Source organism: Klebsiella sp. 141161 (genome assembly GCF_050600815.1).
Classification (GTDB): domain Bacteria; phylum Pseudomonadota; class Gammaproteobacteria; order Enterobacterales; family Enterobacteriaceae; genus Klebsiella; species Klebsiella aerogenes.
In genome coordinates, this window is sequence record NZ_JAQIRN010000011.1 from 1 (window position 1) to 12,874 (window position 12,874).

11 protein-coding genes and 1 riboswitch are annotated in these 12,874 nt (G+C 55.5%); of the genes, 3 read left to right on the plus strand and 8 right to left on the minus strand.

The window, feature by feature from the left end; translation table 11 throughout:
• Nucleotides 1-327: 327 nt before the first annotated feature.
• On the minus strand, nt 328-1,179 hold the full coding sequence (gene murI, locus PGR79_RS22060; RefSeq protein ID WP_015703959.1) for a glutamate racemase: 852 nt from the start codon (nt 1,177-1,179) through the stop codon (nt 328-330).
• The gene (gene btuB / locus PGR79_RS22065; protein ID WP_113374918.1) at nt 1,124-2,971 is read right to left on the minus strand and encodes a TonB-dependent vitamin B12 receptor BtuB; all 1,848 of its coding nucleotides are present in this window, start codon (nt 2,969-2,971) and stop codon (nt 1,124-1,126) included. The genes murI and btuB overlap by 56 nt, the downstream gene beginning before the upstream one ends.
• A gap of 65 nt (nt 2,972-3,036) precedes the next feature.
• Nucleotides 3,037-3,224: riboswitch (cobalamin riboswitch) on the minus strand.
• 115 nt (nt 3,225-3,339) lie between these two features.
• Between btuB and trmA the strand changes: the two genes are divergently transcribed.
• Nucleotides 3,340-4,440, plus strand: coding sequence for a tRNA (uridine(54)-C5)-methyltransferase TrmA (gene trmA / locus PGR79_RS22070; protein WP_113374917.1), 1,101 nt, complete (start codon nt 3,340-3,342; stop codon nt 4,438-4,440).
• A gap of 52 nt (nt 4,441-4,492) precedes the next feature.
• On the opposite strand, the gene PGR79_RS22075 is transcribed toward trmA, so the two are convergent.
• Together PGR79_RS22075 and fabR are read right to left on the minus strand one after the other, a co-directional pair.
• Nucleotides 4,493-4,852 (minus strand): YijD family membrane protein, encoded by a 360-nt coding sequence (locus PGR79_RS22075; RefSeq protein ID WP_045395329.1) that lies wholly within the window; start codon nt 4,850-4,852, stop codon nt 4,493-4,495.
• A 15-nt stretch (nt 4,853-4,867) separates the two neighbouring features.
• A complete protein-coding gene (fabR, locus tag PGR79_RS22080) occupies nt 4,868-5,503 on the minus strand; it encodes an HTH-type transcriptional repressor FabR (RefSeq protein WP_015368907.1) in 636 nt (211 codons plus the stop codon).
• 196 nt (nt 5,504-5,699) lie between these two features.
• Here fabR and sthA point away from each other — a divergent pair, with 196 nt between their 5' ends.
• Nucleotides 5,700-7,100 carry a Si-specific NAD(P)(+) transhydrogenase gene (sthA, locus tag PGR79_RS22085; RefSeq protein WP_015368908.1) on the plus strand — a complete coding sequence of 467 codons (1,401 nt, stop codon included), beginning with the start codon at nt 5,700-5,702 and terminating at the stop codon, nt 7,098-7,100.
• On the opposite strand, the gene oxyR is transcribed toward sthA, so the two are convergent.
• The 4 genes from oxyR to argC form a co-directional block, all read right to left on the minus strand.
• Complete coding sequence (gene oxyR / locus PGR79_RS22090) at nt 7,083-8,000, minus strand: DNA-binding transcriptional regulator OxyR (RefSeq protein ID WP_015368909.1); 918 nt, start codon at nt 7,998-8,000, stop codon at nt 7,083-7,085. The two genes, sthA and oxyR, sit on opposite strands and share 18 nt — an antisense overlap.
• A 251-nt stretch (nt 8,001-8,251) precedes the next feature.
• Nucleotides 8,252-9,625 carry an argininosuccinate lyase gene (gene argH / locus PGR79_RS22095; RefSeq protein WP_430922514.1) on the minus strand — a complete coding sequence of 458 codons (1,374 nt, stop codon included), beginning with the start codon at nt 9,623-9,625 and terminating at the stop codon, nt 8,252-8,254.
• 101 nt (nt 9,626-9,726) lie between these two features.
• Nucleotides 9,727-10,503: an acetylglutamate kinase gene (gene argB / locus PGR79_RS22100; protein WP_113374915.1), complete on the minus strand. Its 777-nt coding sequence runs from the start codon at nt 10,501-10,503 to the stop codon at nt 9,727-9,729.
• A gap of 9 nt (nt 10,504-10,512) precedes the next feature.
• Nucleotides 10,513-11,517, minus strand: coding sequence for an N-acetyl-gamma-glutamyl-phosphate reductase (gene argC, locus PGR79_RS22105; RefSeq protein ID WP_271032462.1), 1,005 nt, complete (start codon nt 11,515-11,517; stop codon nt 10,513-10,515).
• Nucleotides 11,518-11,630: 113 nt separating this feature from the next.
• Between argC and argE the strand changes: the two genes are divergently transcribed.
• Nucleotides 11,631-12,782: an acetylornithine deacetylase gene (gene argE / locus PGR79_RS22110; protein ID WP_015368914.1), complete on the plus strand. Its 1,152-nt coding sequence runs from the start codon at nt 11,631-11,633 to the stop codon at nt 12,780-12,782.
• The last annotated feature ends 92 nt before the right edge of the window (nt 12,783-12,874 follow it).

Here is a 12,874-nt window from a genome sequence, read left to right on the forward strand (position 1 = left end):
AGAGACTTGGTATTCATTTATTGTCCGAAGACATTAAGAATCCATGTCACTTTGAGTGCCCACACAGATTGTCTGATAAATTGTTAAAGAGCAGTGCCGCTTCGTTTTTCGCTGCGGCGCGGGGTGTGCATATTACGCTTTCCCGCCTCAGAGTCAAGCATTTATTTTTGCTTTTCTCCGCGAGGTTCTCACCGGAACCCCGCTGACCCGACGGCTTGTTTGCCGTTGTTCCGTGTCAGTGGTGGCGCATTATAGGGAGTTCTGAGACGTTGACAAGCCCTGTTTTCAAAAAACTTTTCAACCGTCTTTTTTTTGCGCAAAACGCCATTAAAGCGGTAGTTTTTCCAGCGTTTCAAAGCCGTAACGCTGTAAAACGGGTAAAAGCTGTTCAGTATCCGGGGTAATCGCCATGCAAAAAGCCTTATTGGCATCATTCGATTTGGCATCCGGCGCTTCATGCTCCAGCAGCCAGGCGGTGCGTCGAGCAATCGCCGCGCCGGAATCGATAAACCGCGTTCCTTCCGGCATAACCTGTTGCAGTTCTTCCGCCAGTAGCGGGAAGTGCGTACAACCTAATACGACCGTATCGGGCGGTTCCTGCATCCGTAGCCACGGACGCAGAATTCGACGCAGCTCTTCTAACGGTACCGCTTCGCCGTGCAGCTTCGCCTCTGCCAATTCCACCAGTTCAGCGGAACCCAGCATTTCGATGCGGCATTCATTGGCAAAGCGGTCAATGAGTTCACGGGTATAAGGACGCTTGACGGTACCGCGCGTCGCCAGCAGGCCAACAATGCCGTTTGCCGTTAAGCGCGCGGCAGGCTTAATTGCCGGCACCACGCCGACCACCGGGAAAGCGAACTTTTCACGTAGGGCTGGCAGGGAAACGGTACTGGCGGTATTACAGGCGATGACCGCCAGCGCCAGAGGATAGCGTTGCTGAACGGCAGTCACGATCTCAACAACACGCTCAACGATAAACTCTTCGCTCTTCTCGCCATAGGGGAAAGCAACGTTATCGAAAGCATAAATGTAATGTAGATCCGGCAGAAGCTGCCGAATCTCGTTATATACCGACAACCCACCGACGCCGGAATCAAACACCAGCACGGTGGGACGTGGATCAGAAGGTGTAGCTGCCAGACAAGGTGTATTCCCGTCCTGCAGTTTGGTAGCCATATACTGTCTCGTAATCTTTATCGAACAGGTTGGCTATTTTACCACGAACTGTGAGATGTGAGGTGACTGGATACGAAACTGCGAGATCCCACAAGCTGACGCCGCCCAACTTAACGCTCTCAGGCGCATAGGTTACCGGGTCGTAAGTGTTGTCATAACGGGTGCCAAGATAGTGATAGGTCACACCCCAGTCGAAATCATAAACCTGCCAGTCCAGCTGGTATTTCACCTGTTGTTTTGCCCGGCGCACCAGCAGCTCGTTGGTTTTCGCATCACGCGCATCGACATAGTCATAGCTGATACTGTGCGCCAGCGGCCCGGTATCAAACGACGCCGTCGCTTCAATACCTTTAATACGCGCCTTGCCGACGTTGTAATATTTCATCAGCTGCGAGTCGTAGTCGATCAGATTATCGATGTCATTACGATACCCGGACAGCCGCCATGTCACCCCAGACGTCAGGCCTTCAAAGGCCCCTTCCCACTGCTTGCTCTCTTCCGGGTCGAGATTCTGATTACCATAGAAGCCGTACAGCTGGCCGAGATTCGGCGCTTTGTAGGCGGTGCCATAAGAGGCGATAAAGCGATAGCCGTCGATAAACTCCCACGCGGCGCTGCTCTGCCAGGTACCGTGCTGGCCAAACTGCGAGTTATCATCACTACGCGCCGCCCCTTCCAGGGTGAAATCGCCCAACTTTTGCAAGCCAGTGAGAAACAGGCCGGTATTACGGATTTCGTAGCCTTCGGTCACATAGTTCGTGCCAGGCTCGGTGGTTTGTTTCTGCCAGTCGATTCCAGCGCCAACGTTGCCGTGGCCAACATCGACCGTGTTCGCCCACTGCACGTTGTACTGTTTCACTTCATCCAGCGTCGCCGAGGTGTCATAGCGCCCCAGTCGCGGATCGTAATTGTAGTCCTTGCTGTGGCTATAGCTGGAAGTCAGCTGCGAGTGGAAGATATCCTGATTAAAACGCAGGCCGGCATCCCAGGTCTGGCTGTACAGCTGGCGAGTGTCGACTAATACGCCGCCATAAGGAGAGCCGTCGTAGGCCGTCCGGTTGTCATAGCCGTACCCGCGCACAAAGCCGCTCCACTCATTGGAGAAGCTATGCTCCAGCGCGCCGTAGATCGTTTTGCTCATAAAGCCATCGCGATCCGGCTGGCGAACGCCGCCGGTATTGCCTTCCGCAACCACATCAAAGCCTTTGGTATAGGTATAGTCTCCCGCCAGGGTGACGCGGGTATTACCGCCGAAAGTCTGCTGCGTGCTGCCGCCATAGTTCTGGTAGCCATTTGAGCCCACGCCGGCATTGAGCGTTGTGCCGTCCTGGTCGCGAGTGGTAATAATGTTCACCACCCCGCCAATCGCGTCTGAGCCGTAGACCGCCGAGCGCGGGCCGCGAACGTATTCAATGCGCTGCACCAGAGCGATAGGGAACTGGCTTAAGTCGGAAGAGCCGCTGACGCCCGCCTGATTCAGACGCACGCCATCCACCAAAATTAAGACATGGCTGGAGTTGGTGCCGCGTACGAAAAGAGAGCTCTGCTGCCCCATGCCGCCGTTTTGCGCGATGTCCACGCCCGGCAGGCGGCGCATCACATCGGTGAGAGAGGTTGACTGCCAGCGATCGATATCCTGCCGCGTCACCACGCTCACCGGCGCCAGCACGGTCTCGATAGGTTGCGCCACACGGTTTGCCGTCACCACTAACGTATTTGAATTGCTGTCCTGCGCCCAGCCGGAAAATGCCGTGACGGATAAAGCCGTCATCAGCGAAGCTTTTTTAATCATTGTAAAAGCATCCATAATATAGAGAGGATGCCGCCGGCTCTATCAGTAGCTCGCGATGATAGAAACCAAATGCGACGTATCCGGCAGGTCTTCGGGCTTGGAGGCTGCTTTAAGAAATAATGACTTCCCACGGCTAACCGCAGTGTCTGCACCGAGTGCGCTTATTTCTCGCCTTTCCTTACCGCTGCGCGTCAGCTCCAGATTCGCACTGGATTCCCTATTAACTCAGAGGACCGGTTGCAAGATGCTACAATTAGAAACATATAGATGTCCAGACTGCTATAACGATATTTCATCCGCAACGAGGGCTGGACATCCCCAATGCTTTCCCTACAATCCCCGCGTACTTATTTTATTCAGGATGCATCATGACCCCCGAACACCTTCCTACCGAGCAATACGAAGCGCAACTGGCAGAAAAAGTCGTCCGTTTGCAGAAAATGATGGCCCCTTTTGCCGCGCCGGTTCCGGAGGTGTTTCGTTCGCCGGTCAGCCACTACCGGATGCGCGCTGAATTTCGCCTGTGGCACGACGGCGACGACCTCTATCACATCATCTTCGATCAGCAGACCAAGTCGCGTATTCGCGTCGATACCTTCCCGGCCGCCAGCGAGCTCATCAACCAGCTGATGCCGGCAATGCTCGACGGCGTGCGCCATAACCCGGTCCTGCGCCATAAGCTTTTCCAGATTGATTATCTGACGACCATGAGCAACCAGGCCATCGTCTCGCTGCTCTATCATAAAAAGCTCGACGACGAGTGGCGCCAGCAGGCGGAAGCGCTGCGCGATGCCCTACGCGCGCAAAACCTCAACGTGCAGCTGATTGGCCGCGCCACTAAAACCAAAATTGAGCTCGATAGGGATTATGTCGATGAACGTCTGCCGGTTGGCGGGCGCGAAATGATCTATCGTCAGGTGGAAAACAGCTTTACCCAGCCAAACGCGGCGATGAATATTCAGATGCTGGAGTGGGCGCTGGACGTCACCAAAGGTTCCACCGGCGATCTGCTGGAGCTCTACTGCGGCAACGGCAACTTCTCGCTGGCGCTGGCGCGTAACTTCGAGCGCGTGCTGGCGACGGAAATCGCTAAACCGTCAGTCGCCTCCGCGCAATACAATATTGCCGCCAACCATATCGATAACGTGCAAATTATCCGCATGGCGGCGGAAGAGTTTACCCAGGCGATGAACGGCGTGCGGCAGTTTAATCGCCTGCAGGGCATCGATCTGCAGAGCTATCAGTGCGAGACCATTTTTGTCGATCCGCCGCGCAGCGGGCTGGATAGCGAGACAGAAAAAATGGTCCAGGCCTATCCGCGAATTCTCTATATCTCCTGCAACCCGGAAACACTGTGCCAGAACCTGGAAACCCTCAGCCAGACGCACAATGTCACCCGCCTGGCGCTATTCGATCAGTTCCCGTATACCCACCATATGGAATGCGGCGTCCTGTTAACGAAGAAATAAACGCATAAAAAAACCCGGCGAACGCAACGTTGCCGGGTTATTGCCTGGCGGATTACTCCGCCGCGGTATCTTTGCGGTTGCGCATCTTGTAACCGATCCAGAACACCATCACGACGGACAGCACCGCCGGGAAGAAGTTAGAGCCGATATCCGGATATTCTGCGCGCACCACGGTGCTATACAGCAGGACGCCGAGAATAAAGCAGGCGGCGGAAAGCCCCGGCAGCCCGACTGGCATACTGCGGTTCTGATAGCGCTGATGCAGGCAGTACACCGTCAGCAGCAGCGACAGAACCGGGAAGATGGAAAAGGGAACGATTGAGCTGAACAGCGCGGCGAAGGTGCCATTAATGGACAAACCCGCGATCAGCGCCAGCAGTAGCGTACCTTTATCTTGAACTGAGTGTTTCATTGCTCGTCCTTCACGTTATTCGGAATGATGTGACATTTTTTCTTGTTCACGGCGATACCAGTAATACGCGCCTTTTGAAATCATTCTGAGCTGCAGTACCAGCCGCTCTTCCAGCTGTCGGCGCTGCTCCGGACTAACGTCCAACGCTTCCGCACCGGCGTTGAATACGATGGTGACCATAGCTTCAGCCTGCGCTTCAGTAAAGGCGCGCGGCATATGGTTTTCGAGTTCTAAATAGTCGGCAAGTTCCGCGATGAAATGCTGGATCTCGCGCGCTACAGCGGCTCGAAACGCCGCGGATGTGCCAGAACGCTCACGCAACAGCAGACGGAAAGCGTTCGGGTTGTTACCAATAAACTCCATAAAGGTAGAGACGGAGGTGCGGATCACGCTGCCGCCTTTCGCAATGCGCTGGCGCGCCTGGCGCATCAGCTGGCGCAACATTAGCCCGCTTTCGTCTACCATTGTCAGGCCTAACTCATCGACATCGCGAAAATGACGATAAAAGGACGTCGGCGCGATCCCTGCTTCCCGCGCAACCTCGCGCAAGCTCAGGCTGGCAAAGCTTCGCTCAGCGCTAAGTTGGCTAAATGCCGCTTCCACCAGCGAGCGGCGGGTTTTTTCTTTTTGTTGTGCTCTTACGCCCATCACGATGTATGAATCCTTCCAATAGCCCTGTCGGCACTATACCAGAGATTAAAACTAATCGGTTTGTACTGGATTGTGAATGATTGTTTATGAGCCGTTTCTGCTTTTATGCCGCAAAAAAGCACAACGATAATTGGGTTAAAGCTCGCCAAATGTTATCATCGTGTTTATTTTGTGTATAAAACAGGTGAGTAATGCCATGTCACACTCTTGGGATTATGATGCAATAGTGATTGGTTCCGGTCCTGGCGGCGAAGGCGCCGCGATGGGACTGGTGAAACAGGGAGCTCGTGTTGCCGTTATCGAGCGCTACCATAACGTCGGCGGTGGTTGTACCCACTGGGGAACCATCCCGTCAAAAGCGCTTCGCCATGCCGTCAGCCGTATTATTGAGTTTAACCAAAACCCCCTCTACAGCGACCATTCCCGTCTTCTCCGTTCTTCCTTCGCCGACATCCTCAACCATGCCGACAGCGTCATTAACCAGCAAACCCATATGCGTCAGGGTTTCTATGAGCGCAACCACTGCGAAATTCTGCAGGGCAACGCCCACTTTGTTGATGAGCACACGCTGGCGCTGGAGTGTCACGATGGCACCGTAGAAACGGTCACCGCCGAGAAATTCGTTATCGCCTGCGGCTCGCGCCCGTATCATCCGGCCGACGTCGATTTCCACCACCCGCGTATTTACGACAGCGATTCCATTCTTAGCCTGCACCACGAACCGCGCCATGTGATCATTTACGGCGCCGGGGTGATCGGCTGCGAGTACGCGTCGATCTTCCGCGGTATGGAGGTGAAGGTCGATCTGATCAACACCCGCGATCGTCTACTGGCGTTCCTCGATCAGGAGATGTCCGATTCACTCTCCTATCACTTCTGGAACAGCGGCGTGGTTATCCGCCACAACGAAGAGTACGAGAAAATCGAAGGCGTTGATGATGGCGTGATCATGCATCTGAAATCCGGTAAGAAGCTGAAAGCTGACTGTCTGCTGTATGCCAACGGCCGTACCGGTAACACCGACACCCTGGCGCTGGAAAATATCGGTCTGCAAACCGACAGCCGCGGCCAGCTGAAAGTGAACAGCATGTATCAGACCGCTCTGCCGCATATCTATGCCGTCGGCGACGTTATCGGTTATCCGAGCCTGGCGTCAGCGGCTTACGATCAGGGGCGCATCGCCGCACAGGCGCTGATCAAAGGCGAAGCCTCCGCGCATCTGATTGAAGATATCCCGACCGGGATCTACACCATTCCAGAAATCAGCTCAGTGGGTAAAACCGAGCAGCAGCTAACCGCCATGAAGGTGCCTTATGAGGTGGGTCGCGCGCAGTTTAAACATCTGGCGCGGGCGCAAATCGTCGGTATGAGCGTAGGTACGCTGAAGATTCTGTTCCATCGTGAGACGAAAGAGATCCTCGGTATCCACTGCTTTGGTGAGCGCGCGGCCGAAATTATTCATATCGGTCAGGCGATTATGGAGCAGAAAGGTGGCGGTAACACCATTGAGTACTTCGTTAACACCACCTTTAACTACCCGACCATGGCCGAAGCCTATCGGGTAGCGGCGTTAAACGGCTTAAACCGCCTCTTTTAACGCCTTATCAAAGTGGCCATCCATAGTACTGCGGATGGCCTCCGCCAGATGCTCATAGCGGCTACGCAGCGGCGAACCAGGACGATAAACCAGCCCGATGGTACGTCTTGGTTCCGGCTTAATGCACGGAATATAGACCACGCCATCGCGTTTTCTCTCCTGCGGCACCGCCAGCGCCGGCAGCAGCGTAATACCACTTCCGGCGGCAACCATGTTGCGCAGCGTTTCAAGGCTGGTCGCCCGGAAGTGGGTATCTTCATCCGCACCCGCTTCAAAGCAGAAGCCCATCGCCTGGTCGCGCAGACAGTGTCCGTCTTCCAGCATCAATAGCTTTTCACCCGCTAAATCCGCCATCGGAACGCGATCGCGCTCTGCCCACGGATGGTCTTCGTAGATAGCCAGCATCATCGGCTCATCGAACAGCGGCACTTCGATAAAGGCTTCACTCTCTTTGACCAGCGCGAGGATCGCGCAGTCGAGCTTACCGCTATCGAGCTGCGCCAGCAGCTGATGGGTTTGCGCCTCATGCAGATACATTTCCAGCTTCGGGAAAGTCTGATGCAGCATCGGGATTATGTGCGGCAGCAAATATGGCCCCACCGTCGGGATCAGGCCGATATGCAGCGGCCCGGACATGGTTTCCCCTTGCTGGCTTGCCATCTCCTTGAGCACTTTTACTTCGCGTAGCACGGTACGCGCCTGATCCACCAGCAGCAAACCCGCCTGAGTGAACAGAACCTTACGGCTGGTGCGCTCCAGCAACATCACCCCAAGTTCATCTTCCAGCTTGCGAATTTGTCCGCTGAGCGTGGGCTGACTGACGTGGCAGGAATCTGCCGCACGTCGGAAGTGGCGATGTTCAGCCAGCGCTACCAGGTATTCAAGATCGCGAATATTCATTATTCATCCTCCATCGCCACGATAGTCCATGGCGATAGATAGAATAGCAACGAACGATTATCCCTATCAAGTTTTCTGTTCAATAATAACCACAGAAACGAGGAGAACATCTGAAAATCATTGAGTCGCCTCACAGTTTCCCTACCCGAACAACTAAAGCCAACGTGAACTTTTGCGGACTTCGTGTCCGCTTTTTTTTACGTAAAAAAGCCCGGGGAGTACCCAGGCTCATTCAACACCGGTGCAATCTCTTACACCAGGCGCTGTCTGGCGTCGGCAATCGCCTGCGTCACCTGCTGCGGCGAGACGCCGCCTTTGGCCGCACGTTTATCAAGGCAGGACTGCAACGACAGGATCGGATAGACGTCATCGCCGATAACGTTGCTGAACTTTTGCAGGTCGCTTAACGGTAAATCTTCCAGCGCTTTGCCCTGAGCAATCGCTTCAACCACCGCTTCACCGACGATATGGTGTGCTTCACGGAACGGAACGCCTTTTGCTACCAGGTAATCCGCCAGCTCGGTAGCGTTGGCGTAACCCTGCTGCGCCGCTTCCGCACAGCGCGGACGTTTCACCTGGATACCGTCCAGCACCAGCGCCGCCATGTGCAGGCAGTCGAGCCAGGTGTCCAGCGCATCGAACAGCCCTTCTTTGTCTTCCTGCATATCTTTGTTGTAGGCCAGCGGTAGCCCTTTCAGGGTCATCATCATGCCGGTCAGCGCGCCCTGCACGCGGCCGCATTTACCGCGGATCAGTTCCAGCGCATCCGGGTTTTTCTTCTGCGGCATCAGTGACGAGCCGGAAGTAACGCGGTCAGACAATTCAACAAAACCCGCTTCGCCGGTATTGAAGAAAATCAGATCTTCGGCAAAACGCGACAGGTGCACCATGCCGATAGAGGCATCGGAAAGCAGCTCCAGCACGTGATCGCGATCGGAGACGCTATCGAGGCTGTTACGGGTCGCCGATGCGAAACCCAACCAACCGGCCAGCTGTTCACGGTCGATTTCATAAGCGGTTCCCGCCAGCGCGCCGCAGCCCAGCGGGCTGACATCAAGGCGCTTGAGCGCATCCTGCAGGCGGCTTTCATCACGGGCCAGCATTTCAACGTAGGCCAGACACCAGTGCGCAAAAGTCACCGGCTGGGCGCGCTGCAGATGGGTATAACCCGGCATCACCGCGTCCTGATTGTTGCCCGCGGTTTCCACCAGCGCGCTTTGCAGTTGGCGGGTCGCGGACAGCAGCTCGGTGACGGTCTCTTTGCACCACAGCTTGAGATCGGTGGCGACCTGGTCATTACGACTACGTCCGGTATGCAGTTTTTTGCCCAACTGGCCGACTTTATCGATCAGTTTTCCTTCGACCCAGCTATGGATATCTTCGGCATCGCATTCAAGGATTTGCTGCGGGTTGGCGCGTACCTCTTCCAGCAAGACGTTCAGCGCCTCTTCCAGCTGCAGTTGCTCATCGGCGGTCAGTACGCCTACGGTTACCAGCGCTTTGGACCAGGCGACGGATCCCACGATATCCTGTTCCGCCAGACGATAGTCAAAGCGTAAAGAGTCGTTGAATTGTTTGAACCGCTGATCTGCTGCCTGTGTAAAACGCCCGCCCCAAAGTGCCATAACATGCTTCCTTAATTCGTGAGTTCTGCCGGGCCGCGCTACGCTTACCCGGCCTACGGTCTTGTTGCCCCGGCAAGCAACGCGCCGCCGGGCATTCAATCTTAAGCCAAAATACGCGTACCGATCGGGGTACCGTTAAATAATGCCGGCAGCTGCTCGGCATGGCGCCAGGAGGCGATATCTACCGGACGGCCCAGCTCGCGCGCCGCGTCCAGCGCCGCGTTCACTTTCACGATCATGCCGTCGGTAATAATGCCCTGTTCAATCAGTTGCTCGGCCCTGGAGGCAGTCATTTCCGCAATCCGCTGACCTTTACCGTCGAGAATGCCGCTAACATCGGACAGCAGGATAAGATCCGCGCCCAGCGTCGCCGCCAGCGCCGTCGCTGCCTGATCGGCGTTGACGTTCATCAGTTGTCCTTGGTCGGTGACGCCGATCGAGCTCACGACAGGCAGGTAGCCGCCCGCCAACAGCGTATTGATAAGCGTCGGCGAGCCTGCCTGCGCTTTACCAACGTGGCCCAGTTCTTCATCCAACTGAGTCACCTTCACGCTATCGCCATCGCCGAGGAACAGCCCTACCGAAGCCAGACCATGCTTTTTCGCCCATGCCAGCAGCGTTTTGTTGGCGGTTCCCGCCAGCGCGCCGGTAATGATGTCAATCTGATCGGCAGGCGTTACGCGCAGGCCATTTTTCTTTTTCACCGGCAGATTAAGCTGTTTCATCAGCTCATCCACCACGCAGCCGCCGCCGTGGACGATAACCAGCGGACGCTGGTGTGTTTCGCGGTAGTGCACCAGCGCGGTAAACAGACGTTCCAGCGCTTCTTCGCTATCCAACAACACGCCGCCAAGTTTGATAATCAATGGATTGTTCATCATCACACCTTAAATTAAAGACTGCGTCTCAGCGAAGCCGAAACGAATGTTAGCGCACTGCACGGCCTGCGCTGCCGCGCCTTTCAGCAGGTTATCTTCTGCGGCCACGACGATAATATGTTCATCCTGGACGGCAAAACCGATATCACAGAATGGCAGCCCAACCACATTTTTCAGCGCCGGTACGCCTTTATCGTATAAACGGACCAACGGCTTATTGGCATAGGCCTGCTGGAAGACCTCTGCAACCTGCTCTTTACCGACGCCCGGCTTCAGGCGACAGGTAATGGTTTCAAGAATACCGCGTTTAAAATTGCCCAAATGGGGAGTGAAGATCACCTCTGCGCCCAGATGGGTGGCAATTTCTGGATGATGGCGATGATTGAAAACGCCGTACGGCTGCAGGCTGACTTCACAGAAGCTATTGCTCATCGCCGCCTTACGACCGGCGCCGCTGACGCCGCTGGTGGCGTTGATCACCGGCCACTGCTTCAGATCCAGCAGACCGGCATCGATCAGCGGTTTTAACGACAGCTGCGCCGCCGTCGGGTAGCAGCCAGGCACCGCGATCAAATTCGCCTCTTTCAATGCTTCGACGTTCCACTCCGCCAGGCCGTATACCGCCTGTTTGAGCAGGTCCGGATGCCGATGAGTGAAACCGTAGTATTTTTCGTAGAACGCGCCATCGTTGACGCGAAACGCGCCGGACAAATCGAACACCACGCAGCCCGCGGCCAAAAACTGCGGCGCCAGATCGTGGCTAACTTCATGCGCGGTCGCGAGGAACACCACATCCGCGCCAGCGCTAAATTCGCTGATATCAGACATCGCCTGCAGCGGCAGGTCGACAATACCTTTCAGCTGCGGATGTATATCGGAAATGAACTTTCCAGCATCATTACTTTGCGCGGAGACGGTCAAAGCGGTTATGTTCATATGAGGGTGGCGATTTACATAGGCCACCAGCTCTGCGCCGGCATAGCCGCTAGCTCCCACGATCAGCGTATTTAGCATTGGAAGAGCATCTCCTTACATTCGATGGGTTTTATTGCGCTCAACGATATTGTATTTTTATTCACAAATACTGCATGAATATTGATACTATCATGACCAGAGGTGTGTCAACAATGAAAAACAATTTACCGCCCTTTATCGAGATTTACCGCGCATTGATCGCCACACCTTCCATCAGCGCGACCGAAGAAGCGCTGGATCAAAGCAATGAGTCTTTAATCAATTTACTCGGCGGCTGGTTCCGCGATCTGGGCTTTAACGTCGAGATCCAGCCGGTACCTGAGACGCGTAATAAATTCAATATGTTGGCCAGTACCGGCCACGGCGCTGGCGGCCTGCTGCTCGCCGGGCATACCGATACCGTGCCTTTCGACGATGGCCGCTGGACTCGCGACCCGTTTACCCTTACCGAGCACGACAACAAACTCTACGGACTCGGCACGGCCGATATGAAAGGCTTCTTCGCGTTTATCCTCGATGCCCTGCGCGACGTTGACGTCAGTAAATTGAAAAAACCGCTGTATATACTGGCTACCGCTGACGAAGAAACCAGCATGGCGGGCGCGCGCTACTTCGCCGAAACCACACAGCTGCGCCCGGATTGCGCGATCATCGGCGAGCCGACCTCGCTGCAGCCGGTACGGGCGCATAAAGGGCACATTTCAACAGCGGTACGCGTACTGGGCCAGTCCGGCCACTCCAGCGACCCGGCGCGCGGCGTGAACGCTATCGAACTGATGCACGATGCGATTGGCCGCATCATGCAACTGCGCGATGACTTAAAAGAGCGTTACCACTACGCCGCCTTCACCGTGCCTTATCCGACGCTCAACCTGGGCGCTATTCACGGCGGCGATGCATCCAACCGCATCTGCGCCTGCTGCGAGCTGCACATGGATATTCGTCCATTGCCGGGTATGACGCTTAACGACCTGAACGGCCTGCTGGATGAAGCGCTGGCGCCGGTGAGCGAACGCTGGCCGGGGCGTCTGACGGTCTCTGAGCTGCATCCGCCGATCCCTGGCTATGAATGCCCTCCGGACCACAAGCTGGTAGAAGTGGTTGAAAAACTGCTCGGCGCGCAGACCGAAGTGGTGAACTACTGCACCGAAGCGCCGTTTATCCAGACGCTGTGTCCTACGCTGGTGTTAGGTCCGGGCTCCATCAACCAGGCCCACCAGCCGGATGAATATCTGGAGACGCGGTTTATTAAGCCGACGCGCGAGCTCATCACCCAGGTTGTCCATCACTTCTGCTGGCATTAATCGCTGCTATTTTCCCGCCTTCGCGTCCGGAGGCGGGAGAGTGACGATCGTCACACTTCCATAAGTAATGCTTATCCGCCGACCGCTGAGTT